The organism is Leifsonia tongyongensis (assembly GCF_010686705.1).
Lineage (GTDB): Bacteria > Actinomycetota > Actinomycetes > Actinomycetales > Microbacteriaceae > Diaminobutyricibacter > Diaminobutyricibacter tongyongensis.
Genome location: NZ_JAAGWY010000002.1, coordinates 503365 through 521245 on the forward strand (window position 1 = coordinate 503365; position 17881 = coordinate 521245).

18 protein-coding genes are annotated in these 17881 nt (G+C 69.1%); 1 reads left to right on the forward strand and 17 read right to left on the reverse strand.

Annotated elements, in window-relative coordinates:
- Positions 1 to 17: 17 nt before the first annotated feature.
- From lgt to G3T36_RS10375, 11 genes are all read right to left on the reverse strand, one after another.
- Positions 18 to 1001 (reverse strand): prolipoprotein diacylglyceryl transferase, encoded by a 984-nt coding sequence (gene lgt, locus G3T36_RS10325; protein ID WP_163290289.1) that lies wholly within the window; start codon positions 999 to 1001, stop codon positions 18 to 20.
- 95 nt (positions 1002 to 1096) lie between these two features.
- Positions 1097 to 1900: a tryptophan synthase subunit alpha gene (trpA, locus tag G3T36_RS10330; protein WP_163289705.1), complete on the reverse strand. Its 804-nt coding sequence runs from the start codon at positions 1898 to 1900 to the stop codon at positions 1097 to 1099.
- Complete coding sequence (gene trpB, locus G3T36_RS10335; RefSeq protein WP_163289706.1) at positions 1897 to 3108, reverse strand: tryptophan synthase subunit beta; 1212 nt, start codon at positions 3106 to 3108, stop codon at positions 1897 to 1899. The genes trpA and trpB overlap by 4 nt, the downstream gene beginning before the upstream one ends.
- Positions 3108 to 3878, reverse strand: a complete 771-nt coding sequence (gene trpC / locus G3T36_RS10340; RefSeq protein WP_163289707.1) for an indole-3-glycerol phosphate synthase TrpC — start codon at positions 3876 to 3878, stop codon at positions 3108 to 3110. Before trpC ends, trpB begins: the two co-directional genes overlap by 1 nt.
- Before the next feature lie 3 nt (positions 3879 to 3881).
- Positions 3882 to 4112, reverse strand: coding sequence for a DUF6704 family protein (locus G3T36_RS10345; RefSeq protein ID WP_163289708.1), 231 nt, complete (start codon positions 4110 to 4112; stop codon positions 3882 to 3884).
- Between the two features lie 123 nt (positions 4113 to 4235).
- On the reverse strand, positions 4236 to 4976 hold the full coding sequence (locus G3T36_RS10350; RefSeq protein WP_240148433.1) for a Trp biosynthesis-associated membrane protein: 741 nt from the start codon (positions 4974 to 4976) through the stop codon (positions 4236 to 4238).
- A gap of 4 nt (positions 4977 to 4980) precedes the next feature.
- Positions 4981 to 6528 carry an anthranilate synthase component I gene (locus G3T36_RS10355; protein WP_163289709.1) on the reverse strand — a complete coding sequence of 516 codons (1548 nt, stop codon included), beginning with the start codon at positions 6526 to 6528 and terminating at the stop codon, positions 4981 to 4983.
- Positions 6529 to 6553: 25 nt separating this feature from the next.
- Positions 6554 to 6928: a phosphoribosyl-AMP cyclohydrolase gene (hisI, locus tag G3T36_RS10360; RefSeq protein ID WP_163289710.1), complete on the reverse strand. Its 375-nt coding sequence runs from the start codon at positions 6926 to 6928 to the stop codon at positions 6554 to 6556.
- On the reverse strand, positions 6925 to 7689 hold the full coding sequence (gene hisF / locus G3T36_RS10365; RefSeq protein WP_163289711.1) for an imidazole glycerol phosphate synthase subunit HisF: 765 nt from the start codon (positions 7687 to 7689) through the stop codon (positions 6925 to 6927). Before hisF ends, hisI begins: the two co-directional genes overlap by 4 nt.
- A gap of 1 nt (position 7690) precedes the next feature.
- Positions 7691 to 8530, reverse strand: a complete 840-nt coding sequence (gene hisG, locus G3T36_RS10370; RefSeq protein ID WP_163289712.1) for an ATP phosphoribosyltransferase — start codon at positions 8528 to 8530, stop codon at positions 7691 to 7693.
- Positions 8531 to 8573: 43 nt separating this feature from the next.
- Positions 8574 to 8837 carry a phosphoribosyl-ATP diphosphatase gene (locus G3T36_RS10375; RefSeq protein ID WP_163289713.1) on the reverse strand — a complete coding sequence of 88 codons (264 nt, stop codon included), beginning with the start codon at positions 8835 to 8837 and terminating at the stop codon, positions 8574 to 8576.
- A 161-nt stretch (positions 8838 to 8998) separates the two neighbouring features.
- Here G3T36_RS10375 and G3T36_RS10380 point away from each other — a divergent pair, with 161 nt between their 5' ends.
- On the forward strand, positions 8999 to 10255 hold the full coding sequence (locus G3T36_RS10380; RefSeq protein WP_205245048.1) for an MFS transporter: 1257 nt from the start codon (positions 8999 to 9001) through the stop codon (positions 10253 to 10255).
- Here the strand turns inward: G3T36_RS10380 and rpe are convergent.
- The 6 genes from rpe to G3T36_RS10410 all read right to left on the reverse strand — a co-directional run bounded on the left by rpe (position 10220) and on the right by G3T36_RS10410 (position 17828).
- Positions 10220 to 10879, reverse strand: a complete 660-nt coding sequence (gene rpe / locus G3T36_RS10385; protein WP_163289715.1) for a ribulose-phosphate 3-epimerase — start codon at positions 10877 to 10879, stop codon at positions 10220 to 10222. The two genes, G3T36_RS10380 and rpe, sit on opposite strands and share 36 nt — an antisense overlap.
- Positions 10880 to 10915: 36 nt before the next feature.
- Positions 10916 to 12298 (reverse strand): RsmB/NOP family class I SAM-dependent RNA methyltransferase, encoded by a 1383-nt coding sequence (locus G3T36_RS10390; protein ID WP_338031543.1) that lies wholly within the window; start codon positions 12296 to 12298, stop codon positions 10916 to 10918.
- Positions 12295 to 13212 (reverse strand): methionyl-tRNA formyltransferase, encoded by a 918-nt coding sequence (fmt, locus tag G3T36_RS10395; protein ID WP_163289716.1) that lies wholly within the window; start codon positions 13210 to 13212, stop codon positions 12295 to 12297. Before fmt ends, G3T36_RS10390 begins: the two co-directional genes overlap by 4 nt.
- 96 nt (positions 13213 to 13308) lie before the next feature.
- A complete protein-coding gene (locus tag G3T36_RS10400; RefSeq protein WP_163289717.1) occupies positions 13309 to 15288 on the reverse strand; it encodes a primosomal protein N' family DNA-binding protein in 1980 nt (659 codons plus the stop codon).
- Positions 15289 to 15290: 2 nt separating this feature from the next.
- Positions 15291 to 16484 (reverse strand): methionine adenosyltransferase, encoded by a 1194-nt coding sequence (gene metK, locus G3T36_RS10405; RefSeq protein WP_163289718.1) that lies wholly within the window; start codon positions 16482 to 16484, stop codon positions 15291 to 15293.
- 39 nt (positions 16485 to 16523) lie between these two features.
- Positions 16524 to 17828: a bifunctional phosphopantothenoylcysteine decarboxylase/phosphopantothenate synthase gene (locus tag G3T36_RS10410; protein WP_163290292.1), complete on the reverse strand. Its 1305-nt coding sequence runs from the start codon at positions 17826 to 17828 to the stop codon at positions 16524 to 16526.
- Between the last annotated feature and the right edge of the window lie 53 nt (positions 17829 to 17881).

Genomic DNA, 17881 nt, shown 5'->3' on the forward strand with positions numbered 1-17881 from the left:
GGGCCTTGAACACCGGATTACGACGCGGTGCCAATTGTGCTTGTGGCCTTGGCTGCGCCCGGTTGCTCGGTGTCAACGGCTTCGTCGCCTTGATCCTCGTCGTCCGAATCGGTGTCGTCAGAGTCTACCTCAGCATCCGGCTTGTGCCATTCGCGACCCGGACGGTACACGCTCGGCTCGAGCCCGGGGTGGCGGCGGGTCTGCACGATGAAGATGACGACACCCAGGACCACCGCGGCGAAGGCGGCCCACACGTTGAACGGGATGCCCAGGAACGAGTACTCGCTCGGGTCGATGCGGATCGACTCCAGGTAGGAGCGGCCGAGACCGTACCAGATGAGGTAGACGGCGAACAGCTTGCCCCACCGCAGCCGGAATCGCCGCTCGATCCAGAGCAGGAGGAAGATGCCGATGACGTTCCAGATGATCTCGTAGAGGAACAGCGGCTGGAAGAGCGTGCCGTCGGGGAGGCCGGCGGGGAACGCCGGGTTGCTCGACTCGATCTCGAGGCCCCACGGGAGGTTCGTCGGAAGACCGAACAGCTCGTGGTTGAAGTAGTTGCCCAGGCGGCCGGCGGCCTGGGCGAGGAGCATGGCGGGAGCGAGCGCATCCGCGAACGACCAGAACCGCAGGCCGGAGATGCGGCAGCCGATGTAGGCGCCGACGGCGCCACCGATCAGCGCACCGAAGATGGCGTTCCCGCCCTCCCAGATGAACAGCGTCTTCCAGAGGTCGGCGCCCGGGTAGAAGTAATCGGCCGGATGCGTGAACACGTGGTACGCGCGGGCGAAGATGATGCCCAGCGGAACGGCCCAGAGGATGACGTCGAGCACGACGCCCGGTTCGGCGCCGCGCTTCGTGAGGCGACGCGACGTCCAGATGGTGGCCAGGACGATGCCGGCGAGGATGCAGAGCGCGTAGGTGCGGATCGTGAACGGACCGAGCGTGAACGAGGCCCACTCCGGGGGCGGGCTCGGAATGCTCGCATGCAAGCTGTTCAACACGGCAAACACCCGATGACTCACCTTTCGTGTTTTTCACCTCGCCGTCGCAGAAGGACGGCGCTCCGGCGCACTCGCGCCACGGTCAACTTAGTCTATTTTGCTTTGCGTGTTCCGTCGGCCAGCGCTGCGGCGACCGCGGCGACGTGCTCCACGCCGCCCTCGGCAAGCGCCCTCACGAGGGCCGATCCGACGATGGCGCCGTCGGCGTAGTCGAGCACCTCGGACACCTGTGCGGCGCTCGAGATCCCGAGCCCGACGCAGGTGCTCGTCGCGCCAGCCTCGCGAAGCCGCTTCACGAGGGTGCGCGCCGCCGTGTCGACGTCGTCGCGAGCACCCGTGATCCCCATCGTGGAGACGGCGTACACGAAGCCGCGGCTGGAGGCGACGGCCTGCCTCAGGCGCGCATCCGTCGATGAGGGTGCGGCGAGGAACACGCGGTCCAGACCACTCCGGTCGGATGCGTCGATCCAGGCCGCCCCCTCATCAGGAATGAGGTCGGGGGTGATGAGACCGGCTCCACCGGCAGCGACCAGGTCGTCGGCGAAGCGATCCACCCCGTACTGGAGCACGGGGTTCCAGTAGGTCATCAGCAGCACGGGCACATCGACGCGCGCGGTGATCTCACGGACGGCGGTGAAGCCGTCCCGCAGGCGGAATCCGCCCTGGAGCGCCGTCTGCGTCGCCTGCTGGATGACCGGGCCGTCCATGACCGGATCGGAGTAGGGAAGGCCGAGTTCGATGATGTCGACGCCGTTCTCGGCCAGCGCGACCGCTGCATCGATGCTGGCGGCGAGGCTCGGGAAGCCGGCGGGGAGATAACCGACGAGCGCGCCCTTCGATTCGGCGTTGCGTCGGGCGATCGTGGTCTCGACCCTGCTGGTGGTGACCGGGCTCACGACTGCACCGCATCCTCGTCGATCAGGCCGAACCACTTTCCGGCGGTCTCCATGTCTTTGTCACCGCGCCCGCTCAGGTTCACGAGGATGATCGCCTCCGGCCCGAGCTCGCGGCCGAGTTCCAGCGCGCCGGCCAGGGCATGCGACGATTCGATGGCCGGGATGATGCCCTCGGTCCGGCTGAGCAGCCGGAGCGCATCCATCGCCGCGGCATCGGTAACGGGGCGGTACTGGGCACGCCCGATGCTCGCAAGCCAGGCGTGCTCCGGCCCGACGCCCGGGTAGTCGAGGCCGGCCGAGATCGAGTGGGATTCGGTTGTCTGGCCGTCTTCATCCTGAAGCAGCATGCTGCGGGCGCCGTGGAGCACGCCAGGGCGACCCTTCGTGATCGTCGCAGCGTGCCGCGGAGTCTCAGCTCCCTCTCCCCCGGCTTCGAAACCGTAAAGGGCGACGTCGGCGTCGTCGAGGAAGGCGTGGAAGATGCCGATGGCGTTGGAGCCGCCGCCGACGCACGCGGCCACCGCATCCGGGAGCCGGCCGGCGAGCTGCAACACCTGCTCCCGTGCCTCTTCTCCGATGATCTTCTGGAGGTCGCGCACCATGGCGGGGAACGGATGGGGGCCGGCGACCGTGCCGAAGATGTAGTTGGTGTTCTCGACGTTCGTCACCCAGTCGCGCATCGCCTCGTTGATCGCGTCTTTCAGGGTGCGGGAACCGGTCTTGACCGACACGACCTCGGCGCCCAGCAGCCGCATCCTGGCCACGTTGAGCGCCTGGCGCTCGGTGTCCACCTCGCCCATGTAGATCACGCATTCCATGCCGAAGAGCGCAGCGGCCGTGGCGGTCGCGACACCGTGCTGGCCGGCCCCGGTCTCCGCGATCACGCGTGTCTTGCCGATGCGCTTGGTCAGGATGGCCTGGCCGAGCACATTGTTGATCTTGTGGGAGCCCGTGTGATTCAGGTCTTCGCGTTTGAGGATGATCCGCGCGCCGCCGGCGTGGGCGCCGAAGCGGGGCACCTCGGTGATGATCGACGGCCGGCCGGTGTATGTGCGGTTGAGAGCGTCGAGTTCGGCGGCGAACGCCGGATCGGCCTTCGCCTCCTCCCAGGCCACGGAGAGCTCGTCGAGCGCGGCGATGAGGGATTCGGGCACGAATCGGCCGCCGAAGTCGCCGAAGTACGGACCGGTCTCGGAACGAAGGGACATCAGACCACCAGGAATTCTTCGAGCGTTGCGACGGGGTCGCTCGTGACGAGTGCCTCGCCCACGAGCACGACGTCGGCGCCGCTCGCACGATAGTGGGCCACGTCGGCCGCCGTCTTGACGGCGGACTCGGCGACCCGGATGACACCGGACGGGATCTGGTCGGCAAGCGCGCCGAACAGGTCGCGATCCAGCTCGAAGGTCGAGAGATTGCGTGCGTTGACGCCGACCAGGCTCGCGCCGATGTCGAGGGCGCGGCTCACCTCGTCGGCGGAGTGCGTCTCGACCAGCGTCGTCATGCCGAGCGACGTGGACAGGTCGAAGAGCGACTGCAGGGTCGACTGGTCGAGGGCCGCGACGATGAGGAGCACGATGTCGGCGCCTGCGGCGCGCGCCTCGAACACCTGGTAGGGCTCGGCGATGAAGTCCTTGCGGAGGACCGGCAGGCTGACACTCGCGCGCACCGCCTCGAGGTCGGCGAGAGAGCCGTTGAAGCGCCGCTCCTCGGTGAGCACGCTGATCGCACTCGCCCCGCCCGTCTCGTACGAGACGGCGAGCGATGCGGGGTCGGAGATCTCCGCCAGCGTGCCACGGGACGGGCTCGCCCGCTTCACTTCGGCGATGATCTTGACGCGTTCGGCCGGCTGGAGCGCGGTCAGGGCGTCGAGCGCGGGAGAACGGTCGGAAGCCGCAGCCTCGACGAGTTCAAGCGGGCGAGCGGCCCGTCGACGTTCAGCATCGGCAAGCGCTCCGGCGACGAGGTCGGAGAGCACGCCTCAGTGTTCTTTCGGCGTGTACTTGTCGCCGTTCACGCCGTAGCCGGCGCGGGCCATGAGCCAACCCACGATGAGCCCCACCACGAGGAGGCCCGCGGCTCCCCAGACGACGAGCGGAAGGTCGAGCACGAACGCCACAGTGCCGATCGTGAACGCGATGAGCATGATGATGACGGCCGTCCAGGCCGCCGGCGAATGACCGTGTCCTGGATCCACTGACTCCGTGCTCATGAAACTCCCGCGTGTCGGGTGCGCCGCCATCGCGGGCGCACGTTGGTTCTGGTTGGTTCCGGACAAGTCTAGCGAAGCGGCGGCGGCACGGCGCGCAGGGACGGCGGGCAGCTCAGAGCGAACTCAGCGCGTGGGGTCTTCGCCGCGGCTGAGTTCGTCCCAGCTGTCGATCGCCGTGTCCCTGTCGATGGGCACGCCCTGGCCGGTCTGGTCGGACGGCGCGGCCGGGTCGGGCGCGCGGAGAACATCCGGCACGCCGTCGTCCGCCGGTCCCGTCGAGCCGGCCGCGTCCGCGGTGTCCTCGAAGCGGACCGCCTGGTAGCGGCGCGAAGGGCCGGGCCAGCGGCGCGACGTGAGGATCACGGCGATGCTGGCTGCAGCGATGACGACGCCGCCGAGGATCGCGATCCACGGCCAGAGCGAGACGTCGACGCTCTTCGCGAGTCGCGCCACGGAGGTTCCGCCGGACACGCCTGACGCTCCCGTGATCGCGGCGGCCGCGGCCTGCACCGGGTCGCCGAGCGCGATTCCCGCCGACAGGGTGATGGACACGGCGATCAGCACGCCGAGGACGGCGAGCACGATGCGCACGATCGGCCCGGCGATCGCGAGCGCCGCGGCCAGGGCGAGGCCCGCCAGTGACAGCGCGGTGAGCGCCGGCGCGGCAGCAGAGCCCTGGACGACGACATCGCCGGCATGGTTCGCGGCGGCGGCGAGCTGGACCGTGATCCACGGCTGCGTCGACGCCAGCAGCGCGAGACCGGCGCCGATGACGATCGCGAGCATCGTCGTGTATTTCGCTCGACGGCTCGCCGCCGGACCCGCACCGGTCTTCGCGTCGTCTGCCATCGTTCCGTCCGTCATGGGGTCACGTCACCCGTCGCATCGCATTGGCGACGGCCACGGCGCGCAGGGGCGCCGCCGCTTTGTTCTGCGATTCCTGGAACTCGCTCACCGGATCGGAGTCGGCGACGAGACCGCCGCCCGCCTGCACCCGGGCGATGCCGTCCATGATCGTCGCGGTCCGGATCGCGATGGCCAGGTCGGCGTCGCCGGCGAAGCCGAAATAGCCGATCACCCCTCCATAGACCCCGCGCTGTGCCGGCTCGAGCTCGTCGATGATCTCGAGGGCACGCGGTTTGGGCGCACCCGAAAGCGTTCCGGCCGGGAAGGTCGCCCTGAAGACGTCGATGGCCGTCGTGCCGGGCAGCATGTCGCCTTCGACCGACGACACGATGTGCATGATGTGGCTGAACCGCTCGATGCGCATGAACTCGGTGACCTCGACCGACCCCGCTTCGCACACCTTGAGCAGGTCGTTGCGTGCGAGGTCGACCAGCATGAGGTGCTCTGCACGCTCCTTGTCGTCGCTCAGAAGCGTCGTCTCGAACTCGAGGTCCTCTTCCGGTGTGGCGCCGCGCGGCTTCGACCCGGCGATCGGATGCGTGAAGGCACGCCCGTTCTGCACCTTGAAGAGGGCTTCCGGCGAGCTCCCGACGATCGAGTACTCTCCCCCATCCGGTCGTTCGAGGCTCAGCAGGTACATGTACGGGCTGGGGTTCAGGCTGCGGAGCACCCGGTAGACGTCGAGCGGATGCGCGGCGCAGTCGAGTTCGAAGCGCTGCGAGATCACGACCTGGAACACGTCGCCGTCGTGGATGTGCCGTTTGGCGGTGACGACTGCAGCGAGGAAGTCGTCGCGCTCGGTGCGCGACACCGGGTTCGCGGGAGTCGAGAGATCGACTTCGGCGAGCCACGCCTCGGCCGGCTGCGCCAGCCGCGCCTGCATCGAATCCAGTCGTTCCTGTGCCTCCGCCCACATCGTGTCGGCGGCGTCGACCCCGTCGTTCAGGACGTTGGCGATGAGTTTGACCGTACCGTACCGGTGGTCGATGGCGACCACATCCGCCGCGAAGCAGAGGGCCTGGCCCGGAACGCTGAAGTCGGCCGCGGGCTGGTCGGGAAGGCGCTCGAGCTGGCGGATCGCCTCCCACCCGATGAAACCGACCAGGCCGCCGGTGAGGGGCGGGAGCCCTTCGATCCGCGGCGTCTGCCACCGCTCGTAGAGGTGGGCCAACGCGACGAGGGGTGCGACCGTCTCGCTGGTTCCGAGCGCACGCTCGCGCGAGACGCCGTAGTCGAGCCAGCTGACATCGTCGCCGTCCTGCGTGAGGACGCCGAACGAGGACGCGCCGACGAAGGAGAAGCGCGACCAGATGCCACCCTGTTCCGCCGACTCGAGAAGGAACGTGCCCGGCCTCCCCGCCGCGAGCTTGCGGTAGATGCCGACCGGGGTCTCGCCGTCAGCGAAGAGTTCGCGCACGACCGGCACGACGCGGTGGTCGGACAGCAGGGACGCGAAGTCGGCGGCCGTCGTCGAGCCTGTCGCGGCAAGCGATCCGGTTGCGGAGGTCATGCGGGGTCTCCTGTTGCGAAAGGTGTCAGGAATCGGTCGGTGCGCTGCCGACGACCGGCGCGAGCTGGTCGCCGTCGAAGCATGTGCGAGTGCCGGTGTGGCAGGCGACGCCGATCTGCTCCACCTTCACCAACAGCGTATCTCCATCGCAGTCGAGGGCAGCGCCCTTGACGTACTGGACGTTTCCGGACGTGTCGCCCTTGCGCCAGTACTCCCCTCGCGACCGCGACCAGAACGTCACGCGTCCCTCGGTCATGGTTCGCCGGAACGCCTCCTCGTCCATCCATCCCATCATGAGCACCTCGCCGGTGTCCCACTGCTGGATGATCGCCGGTACCAGGCCGTCGCGGTTGAACGAAACCCTGTCGATGATCGCGCGATCCACTGCTGTGCCCGTCACGAGCGCACCTCCATTCCCGCCAGCGCGAGTTCGCGCTTCACATCTCCGACCGTCAGTTCGCCGGAGTGGAACACACTCGCTGCGAGCACGGCATCGGCGCCCGCAGCGATGGCTGGAGCGAAATCGGTGACTGCGCCGGCACCGCCCGAGGCGATGACGGGCACCGAGCTGATGGCGCGCATGAGCTGGATGAGCTCCAGGTCGAAGCCGGCTTTGGTGCCGTCCGCGTCGATCGAGTTGACGAGGAGTTCGCCCGCGCCCAGTTCGATCGCCCTGCCTGCCCACTCGAGCGCGTCGAGTGCGGTCTCCGTGCGGCCGCCGTGAGTCGTCACGACGAATCCGGATGGCGTGGCCGGCGACCGCTTGACGTCCAGCGACAGCACCAGCACCTGCGCCCCGAACCGGTCCGCGATCTCGGCGACGAGGTCGGGCCGCGCGATGGCGGCACTGTTGACCCCCACCTTGTCGGCGCCGCTTCCGAGGAGGCGCGCGACGTCCTCCGTGCTGCGCACTCCCCCACCGACCGTCAGCGGGATGAACACCTGTTCGGCGGTCGCGCGCACGACGTCGTAAGTCGTCGAACGGTCGTCCACCGTCGCCGTCACGTCGAGGAAGGTGAGTTCGTCGGCGCCTTGTTCGTAGTACCGCCGGGCGAGGGCGACCGGGTCGCCCGCATCACGCAGGTTCTGGAAGTTGACGCCCTTGACCACACGGCCGGCGGCGACGTCGAGGCACGGGATCACCCTCACCGATAGCGACATGTCAGATCCGCGCGGCGTGGATCGGAGTGACCAGGATCGCCCGCGCGCCGAGTTCGTACAGGTCGTCCATGATGTGGTTCGTGCCGTCGCGCTTCACCATCGCGCGCACCGCGATCCACTCGGGGTCGCGCAGCGGAGAGACGGTCGGCGACTCGATGCCCGGAGTGAGGGCGACGGCCTTCTCGAGCAGGCGTGCCGGGAGGTCGTAGTCGATGAGCACATACTGGCGGGCCACCATCACGCCCTGGAGGCGCCGCAGCAGGGTGTCGATACCCGTCGCGTTCGTCGGGGACGAGATCAGGACCGCCTCCGATTCGAGGATGACAGGTCCGAAAATCTCGAGGCCCTGCTTGCGGAGGGTGGAGCCGGTCTCGACGACGTCCGCCACCGCATCCGCCACCCCGAGCCGCACGGCGGACTCGACCGCGCCGTCGAGGCGGATCAGGTCGGCCGTGACGCCGCTGGCGGCGAGGAAGTCGCCGACGAGTCCGGGGTAGCTGGTGGCGACACGCTTGTCGGCGAGGTCCTCCAGCTCGGTGAACACCCCGGTGGGACCAGCGAACCGGAAGGTCGAGGCTGCGAAGTCGAGCGCGGCGATCTCGGCCGCGGCCGATCCGGAGTCGAGGAGCAGGTCGCGGCCGGTGATGCCGACGTCGAGCGCGCCGGAGCCGACGTAGGTCGCGATGTCACGCGGACGCAGGTAGAAGAACTCGACCCCGTTGCGGGGGTCGGCGACGATCAGCTCCTTCGGGTCGCGACGGCCGACATAGCCGGCCTCGTGCAGCATCTGGGCTGCGGTCTCGGCGAGGGAGCCTTTGTTGGGTACGGCGATCTTGAGCATTGGCAAGCCTTCAGGTTGGTGTGTTCGACGACGTGAGCTCAGGTCACAGATGTCGGTACACGTCTGCCGTGGTCAGCCCCTTCGCCAGCATGAGCACCTGGAGGTGATAGAGCAGCTGCGAGATCTCTTCGGCCGCGCGGTCGTCGGTCTCGTACTCAGCGGCCATCCAGACCTCGGCGGCCTCCTCGACGATCTTCTTGCCGATCGTGTGCACGCCGGCGTCGAGCTCTCGCACCGTACCGGACCCCTCGGGCCTGGTGGTGGCCTTGTCGCTGAGCTCGGCGAAGAGGTCGTCGAAGGTTTTCACCAGTACAGGCTATCGGTTCCCGCGGCGTGCGATCGTCCGGTCGGCACAAGCGCGGCCTCGGCCGTCCGTGATATAAAACCAAGTGTTGTTATAAAGCATATATGCATGTATATCGAACATCCGAAAACCGGGTGGCGCATGCTGCCGAGCAAGGAGGCTCCATGAAGAACGACGTCCACTCCACCGGCCCCTGGCCGACGATCCTCTGCTGGGCGGTGGTTGCACTCGACGGGTTCGACCTGGTCGTCCTGGGTACGGTCATCCCGACCCTCCTCAGCACCGGCGAGCTCGGGTTCGACCCGGCCGCCGTCACGATCGTCGCCACGGTCGGACTGATCGGCGTGGGTCTGGGCGCCTTCCTGGTCGGGCCGCTGACCGACTCCTATGGGAGGCGGCGGCCACTCCTCGCGTGCGTACTCGTCTTCTCCATCTGCACGCTGGCGATCGCCACGGCCCCGAGCATCCTGGTCTTCGGAATCCTGCGCTTCGTCGCTGGGCTCGGTCTCGGTGCCTGCCTCCCGACGGCGATCGCCTACGTGGGCGAGCACGCGCCGGCGGGGCGGAGCGGACGGGCCGTCACGCTCACCATGACCGGCTACCATGTCGGCGCCGTGCTGACCGCGCTCCTCGCGCTCGTCATCATCCCCGACTGGCGGATGATGTTCATCGTCGGCGGGGTCGCGGGACTGGTCGTGCTGCCGCTGCTCTGGGTCGCGCTCCCCGAATCCACGGCCTACCTGGCCGGCCGGCCGGACCCTGCCCGCCGTGCCCCGTCCGGCGCCCCACGTGAGCTGCTCCACCGCCGGTTCCTCGTGCTGAACATCGCGATCTGGAGCGCATCGTTCATGGGTCTCCTCCTCGTCTACGGGCTGAACACCTGGCTCCCGGAACTCATGCGCGCTGCGGGCTACGACCTGGGCAGCTCGCTGGCATTCCTCATGGTCCTCAACCTCGGTGCCGTCGCAGGGCTGATCCTCGCCGGAGTGGTCGGAGACCGCTTCGGAATCCGCCGCGTCGCGATCACCTGGTTCCTGCTGGCGGCCGTGTTCCTCGCCGTCCTGAGCATCCGGATGGACCAGATCGTGATCCTCTACCTCGCCGTGTTCATCACCGGTGTGTTCGTCTTCTCGGCACAGGTGCTGATCTACGCGTACGTCACCGGCGCCTATCCCGCGTCGGTGCGCGGCACCGCCCTGGGGTTCTCGGCCGGCATCGGCCGGGCGGGAGCGATCGTCGGCCCGCTGGTCGCCGGAGGCCTGGTCGGGCTCGGAATCGCCTATCCCTGGGGCTTCTACGCCTTCTCGCTCGCAGCGCTGATCGCGGTTCTCGCCCTCAGTGCGATTCCCGCTCGCCGGCCGGTGGAGGACAGTGCGGCGCCCGTGTCAGAAGTGGAGGTCGGCCGTCTCGCGCAGGAGTGAGATCTGCCTGGCCGGGTCGTCGGCACGGAAGACGCTGGATCCAGCGACGAACGTGTCGGCCCCCGCCCGGGCGGCGGTGACGATGGTCTCTTCGGTGATGCCGCCGTCGACCTGGAGCCAGAGATCGAGACCGCGAGCCGTCGCCGCAGAGCGCAGCTGCCGCAACTTGGGCATCGTCTCGGGCATGAAGCTCTGGCCGCCGAAACCGGGTTCCACCGTCATGACGAGTACCTGGTCGAACTCCTCGAGGAGGTCCAGGTAGTCGTCGGCCGGTGTGCCCGGCTTGAGTGCGATGCCGGCTCTGGCGCCCATCGAGCGGAGGCGACGAGCGAGTCCGACGGGGTCCGTGGCCGCCTCGGCATGGAACGTCACCGAATAGGCGCCCAGCTCCGCGTACCCGGGCGCCCAGCGCTCCGGGTCGGTGATCATCAGGTGCACGTCCAGCGGGATGGCCGAGACGTCCTGGATGCGTCCCACCATCTGCGGACCGAACGTCAGGTTGGGCACGAAATGGTTGTCCATCACGTCCACGTGGACCAGGTCGGCGCTGGCGATCTTTCCCAGGTCGCGCTCCATGTTGACGAAATCGGCGGCGAGGATGCTGGGGTTGATCCGGGCGGGCATGCCTTTCAGCCTAGTGAAAGGGTGCGCAGGCGTCGTTCAGGACGCCGGCCGTTTCGTCAGCAGGGCGATGAACATGGCATCCGTCCCGTGACGGTGCGGCCAGAGCTGCACCTGAGCCGGGTCGCCGGCGAGATCCATCCGCTCGAGGGACACCTGCTGGAGTACGGACGCCGTGTCGAGCGGTTCGGCGGCGTCGCCCCAGCGGGCCACCGCATCCGCCACCGACAGCCTCGTCTCCGCGATGTGGGGCGAGCAGGTCACATAGGCGAGCACGCCGCCGGGCTTGAGGGCGGCGAACGCGCTGTCGAGGAGTGCGGCCTGCAGCCCGGTCAGCTCGGCGACGTCCCGTGGCGTCTTGCGCCAGCGTGCCTCCGGGCGCCGGCGGAGGGCGCCGAGGCCGGTGCACGGCGCGTCGAGCAGGATGCGGTCGAACCGCCCAGGATCCGTCTCGCCGATGGTCGTGCCGTCCCGTTCCCAGACCTCGACGGGCTCGGGCAGGCCGGCCAGTGCGCGTCGCACGAGGTCGGCACGGGCGGGCACGAGTTCGTTCGCGATCACGCTCGCACCTCCGAGCCGGGCTTCAGCGGCGAGTAGAGCGGCCTTGCCGCCGGGGCCCGCGCACAGGTCGAGCCATTCCTCGCCCGCGACGACCGCACGCGCACGGCTCAGTGCGAGTGCAGCGAGCTGCGAGCCTTCGTCCTGCACCCGGATGCGGCCGTCGTTCCGCTCGACGATCCCCTGGGGATCGCCGCCGCCGAGCGTGAAGCCGAAGGGTGAGAAGCGGTCCGCTCCTGCCTCGGGCGGCGTCTCGGCGATCCCGGGAAGGGCGATCAGGTTGACGCGCGGCGCGGTGTTGTCGGCCGCGAGCAGGTCCTCGAGCTCGGCACCGCGATCTTCCGCCTCGAGGGCACGCCGTAAGGCCCGGACCACCCAGACCGGATGCGAGTACACAGCGGCGAGCTCGTCGTCGGCACTCGACGCGTCGGAGAGGATCCGCTCGCGCCACTCGTCGGGAGTGTGGCGGCTGATCTCCCGAAGGACCCCGTTCGTGAAGCCCGTCGCCGAACGCGAACCCACAGCTCTCGCGAGGGACACGGATTCGTCGACGGCCGCATGGCTTGCCACCCGCATCGAGAGCAGCTGGTGCGTGCCCAGGCGCAGCACGTCCAGAATGGGCGGATCGATGCGATCGACTGCTCTTCCGGCCGCTCGGGCGATGACACGGTCGTAGTAGCCCTGCATCCGCAGGGTTCCGTAGGTCAGCTCGGTCGCGAGCCCGGCATCGGCCGGAGTGAGGGACGCTCGCGCGATACGGGTGGGAAGGAGCAGGTTGGCGTACGCATCCGACTCCCGGACGGCCGCGATGACGTCATAGGCGACCCGTCGGGCGGGCTGGATGCGGGGGCCGCGTTCGCTCACGAGAACACCACCTCGGCGTCGGCGAGTCCCCGCCACCAGTCGGGGGCGGGCATCGGTCGCTTGCCTGCCGGCTGCACGGTGACGAGTTCGAGGGGGTGGGTGGCCGTTCCGACGAGGACGCGCTTGTCTCTGAGCGCGGCCCGGCCCGCCTGCAGGGCCGACTCGTGCAGGGCAGGCCGTGCTTCGAGGATCTTGAACCGCTGGCCCGCGAGCATCACGAACGCGCCGGGCTCCGGGGTGACGCCACGGATGCGATCCATGGCGCGTGCGCCGTCTCCCGCGAGGTCGATGTGTGCGTCATCGATGGTGAGCTTGGGCGCGAGGGTCGGCTCACCGGTCTGCGGCGATGCGAGCGCAGTGCCGTCTCCGATCGCGTCCACCGTCCTCGCCAGGAGGTGCGCGCCGATGCCGGCCAGCGCATCCAGAACCTGGCCGGCCGTCTCCTCCGGCCCGATGGCACGCGTCGCCTCGGCGAACACATCGCCCGCGTCGAGTTCAGGGACGAGCTGGAACACCGACGCCCCGGTCACCCGGTCGCCGGCGATCAGGGCGCGTTGCACCGGAGCCGCTCCCCGCCAGCGCGGAAGCAGCGAGAAGTGCAGGTTGATCCAGCCGTAGCGCGGAACGGAGAGCAGTGGCTCGCGCACCAGCCCGCCGTAGGCGACGATGACCCCGAGATCCGGTCGCAGGTCGGCGATGCGCTCGGTGACGGATGCGTCGAGCCGGTTCGCCTTGATGGTCGCCAGGTGCCGGTCCATCGCGGCGCTCGCGACCGGTGACGGCGTCAGGACGCGCCTGCGCCCCAGCGCGGCATCGTCTCGCGTGATGACGGCGACGATCTCGTGAGGACCTTTCGCGAGTTCGTCGAGGGCGGGAACGGCGACCGCGGGGGTGCCGGCGAAGACCAGCCTCATCCGAGGTCGTCCAGGCGGTGTGCGGTTGTCATCACGGTTCTCCGGTCGGGTGCGTTTCCAGCTCCCAGTCTCTCGCATCTTCGATGTCGAGGGAGGTCAGGCGAGTTCCGGATCGTCGAAACGGACTTTCAGGCTGGGAGCAGGACGGAAGCCGCCCTTGCCGGCCGGCGCCCGGCGGCGGCGGGTCGCGTTCCGGACGATGGCGGCCCGCACGGCTGAAGCCACTTCCGGGCCGTGCGCGTAATCGAACCGCAGAATCGTCCGCGCGGCGCCGTCGGCCAGCGGAACCGGCCCCAGGACATCGATGAGGATGGCCGGGTCGACCTCCGCGACCGCTTCGTCGACGACCTCGGCCGATCCGGTGAGGGATGCGAGTCTCACCGCGGGCGGAAAGCGGAGCGCGCGCCGGTCGGCCAGTTCCTGATGCGCGAAATCGACCTGGCGCCAGGTGGCGAGATCGCGTGCGAGTCTTCCCCCCACGCCGACGAGCACAGTGGGCGCTCCCGGCGCGGCGAGGGCCGCCGCGTTGGACCACCAGCGCATGCAGTCCTCGGCGACGCGCAGGGTCTCGCGTGCGAGCATCCGTTCGCCGTCGAGCAGGAGGATCGCGCGGTAGCCGCCTGCCGCGATCGGCTCGGCGCCGCGGGTCGCTACGACGAGAGCCGGCGACGCGCCGATGGTCTGGAGCGGATGCTCCCCGTCGGCGACGACGACGCGGACACCGGGAAACGCCCGGCCGAGTTCCTCCGCGGTGCGTCCGGCGCCGACGGTCACCATGCGGAAGCGCGTGTGCTCGCAGTTGTCGCAGTGCCAGTCTGTGGCGAGGGCACCGCACCATCCGCACGACGGCGTCGCCCCGGAGCGCGTCTGGCCGAGCGGACCTTCGCACCGGTTGCAGCGTGCGGCCTGGCCGCAGTTGGCGCAGGCGAGCACCGGCGCATAGCCGGGCCGAGCCACCTGGACGAGCACGGGACCCGACTCGAGCGAAGCCTTCGCCGTCTGCCACGCGGTCGAGGGAATGCGTGCTGAGCGCGCGGCGGCATCGTTCGCCGCCTGGTTCGCTGTCGGCAACACCTTCGGACTGATCGCCCGCTCGGGCGCGACGTCGAGGAGCCAGCCCACCTCGACGAGACGCTGCACCTCAGCGCTCCGGCTGTGGCCGGCGAAGATGAGCGCGCCCCCCTGAAGCTCCTGGCGGACGAGCGCCGCATCACGGGCGTGGACGTACGGGCTCAGCGGCTCGGCGTGCAGCGGGTCGCCGTCGTCCCACACAGCGATGAGGCCGAGCTCCGTCGCGGGGGCGTAGACGGCGGAACGGTTGCCGATGACGATGCGGGGTGAGGCGAGAGCGTCGAGGAACGCGCGGTAGCGTTCGGCGTTGGACTGGCGCGCATCTGCCCGCACCACGGCCTCGCGCGGTGCGATCGCGGCCAGGGCGGCGGCGAGCTGGTCCTGGTCGCGATAGTCGGGGACCACGACGATCGCCGAGCGGCCGGATGCCCAGCAGCCGGCCGCAGCCGAGGCGAGGGTGACCGCCCATTCGCCGACCCACGTGCCGTCGGGCAGTTCGGAGAGGTGCGGTCGCGCCTGCAGCGCGATCCGCTGCTCTCCCGCGACGGCGCTCTCGACACGCCCCGGTTCGTAGCCGCGCACGGGCGAGGCGGCGAAGGGGGCCGGGTCGGGTGCGCCGCCGGCGGCCTCGGCAGCGCGTGCGGCGAGCCACGCCTTCTCCACCCGCACCTGCCGGCCGGGTACGGCCAGGCGCACGACGTCGTTCGCTGTGCCGGCGCTGCGGTCGGCGACCCTGCGGGCGAGCGCCCACACCTCCGGCGAGAGCACGGGAACGGGTGAGACGACGGCGTCCACGTCGCTGAGGGCACCCTCGTACTCCGCGTCCGGGAAGTCGATGAGGTAGCCGTCGGCGATACGGCCGGCGGAACGCAACGGCACTTTGACGCGTACGCCGGGTATCGCGTCCCCCAGAAGCTCTTCAGGAATGCGGTAGTCGAACAGATGATCCAGTTGGGGCAGGGCCGAGTCGATCAGCACGCGGGCGACCCTGCCTGTCGCCGCCACGCCTACAATCCTGCGGCAGACCGGAGGTCTTCGACCTTGTCGAGACGTTCCCACGTGAAGTCGGGAAGTTCGCGGCCGAAGTGCCCGTAGGTCGCCGTCTGGGCGTAGATCGGCCGCAAGAGGTCGAGCGAACGGATGATCGCCGCCGGGCGCAGGTCGAACACCTCGCGGATCGCCCGGATGATCTGCTCGTCGGGGATCACGCCGGTGCCGAACGTCTCGACGTAGAGGCCCACCGGTGCCGCCTTGCCGATCGCATATGCCACCTGCAGCTCGAGTCGGTCGGCGAAGCCCGCAGCCACCGCGTTCTTGGCCACCCACCGCATCGCATACGCCGCCGAGCGGTCGACCTTCGACGGGTCTTTGCCGCTGAAGGCTCCCCCGCCGTGCCGGCTTGCGCCGCCGTACGTGTCGACGATGATCTTGCGGCCGGTGAGCCCGGCATCGCCCTTGGGGCCGCCGATCTCGAATCGGCCGGTCGGGTTGATCAGGTTCCGCACATGGGATGCGTCGAGACCGGCTCCGTGAAGCACCGGGTTGATGACCTCCTCGATGACCTCGGCCTGGAGCGTCTCGGAGTCGATCGAGGGTGAGTGCTGGGTCGACAGGACGACGGTCTGGACGGTCTTCGGGACGAAGCCTTCGTAGCCGACGGTCACCTGGGTCTTTCCGTCGGGGCGGAGGTAGTCGAGCGTACCGTCCTTGCGCACTTCGGCGAGACGTTCGGCGAGGCGGTGGGCCAGCCAGATCGGCAACGGCATGTACTGCGGTGTCTCGGTCGTGGCATAGCCGAACATGATGCCCTGATCGCCCGCACCCTGCCGGTCGAGATCGTCGCCGCTCTGCTCGGCGCGGGTTTCGAGCGCATTGTCGACGCCCTGGGCGATGTCGGGAGACTGCGCTCCGATCGACACGGAGACGCCGCACGAACGACCGTCGAAGCTGACATCGGACGAGTTGTAGCCGATATCGACGATGCGGTCGCGCACGAGTGTCGGGATGTCGACATAGCCACTGGTCGTGACCTCTCCCGCGACGTGCACGAGACCGGTGGTCACCAGCGTCTCGACGGCGACGCGGCTCGCCGGGTCTTCGGCGATGAGGGCGTCGAGAATGCTGTCGGAGATCTGGTCGCAGATCTTGTCGGGGTGGCCCTCGGTGACGGATTCGGAGGTGAACAGGCGCAGTTCAGTCAAGGTTGTCCCATGTTCGGGCCCGTCCACATCTGGTTTGCGTTAGGCGATGACGTCGAGAATACGATCGGCCACCGACAGCTTCGTTCCGGAGGCCTCCATCACTATATCGCCGCCCCTTTTCAGCACGACGATCTCGTTGCTTTCTGTGGCGAAACCGTGCGACCATCCGACCTGGTTGAGGATCAGGAAATCGGATCCTTTGGCCTCGAGCTTGCTGCGGCCGAGCTCGACGAGGGCGGACGGATCCTGTTCGGTCTCGGCGGCGAATCCCACGATCGTCTGGCCGTCGCGCTTCGCTGCGGCGAGTCCCTTGAGGACATCGGGGTTCGCGACCAGTTCGAGTGTCAGCCGGTCACCGGCATCGGTCTTCTTGATCTTGTCGGAGCGCACGACAGCCGGTCGATAGTCGGCGACGGCCGCGGCCATCACGACGATGTCGGCCGAGCGCGCGGCCTCGGTCACCGCATCCTGCAGTTCGTTCGCCGTTCCCACCTCGATGAGACGAACGCCCTCGGGCGGTGCGACCTCGAGGTGGGCCGCTATCAGCGTGACGTCGGCGCCGCGGGCTTTCGCCGCGACCGCGAGGGCGATGCCCTGTCGGCCGCTGGACCGATTGCCGAGGAAGCGCACCGGGTCGAGCGGTTCGCGTGTTCCGCCAGCCGTGATGACGATCCGACGGCCGGCCAGGTCATCCCCGCCGCGCGCCGGCCGGACGAATTCTCCTGCCCTCCGTCGTTCGCTGAGCGATACCACGGTCGCCGGCTGACCGGGGGCGGTTGCCGCGGCGACGGCCGGGGCGGCTGCGTCCCGCGTCGCGCCGCCTTCGATCGCAGCAAGTGCAGCCCGCACGATCGTGTCGGGCTCCTCCATCCGGCCCGGCCCGGAATCCTTACCCGTGAGCTGACCGACGGCCGGACCCACGATGGTCACACCGCGACTCCGGAGCGTCGCGATGTTCGCGACGGTTGCGGGGTTCTGCCACATCTCGGTGTGCATCGCCGGCGCTATCACCAGCGGGGCCGTGCTGGCCAGGACGGTATTGCCGAGCAGGTCGTCGGCGAGGCCTACCGCGAGCTTGGCGATCGTGTTGGCCGTCGCCGGAGCGATGACGATGAGATCGGCCGACTGGCCGATGGCGACGTGCCGGACCTCGGCGACGCCTTCGTAGAGGTCGGTGGCGACCGGGTTCCGGCTGATCGCCTCGAGAGTCGGCCGCCCGACGAAGCGGAGCGCCGCCTCGGTGGCGACGACATGCACCGAGTGCCCTTGGAGCACCAGGGCGCGGATGACTCCGACGGCCTTGTACGCGGCGATGCCGCCCGTAATTCCGACGACGATCGTCAGTCGCGTGCTCACAGCGGCCACCCCTCAGGAAGATCAACGGAACCGGATGAGGG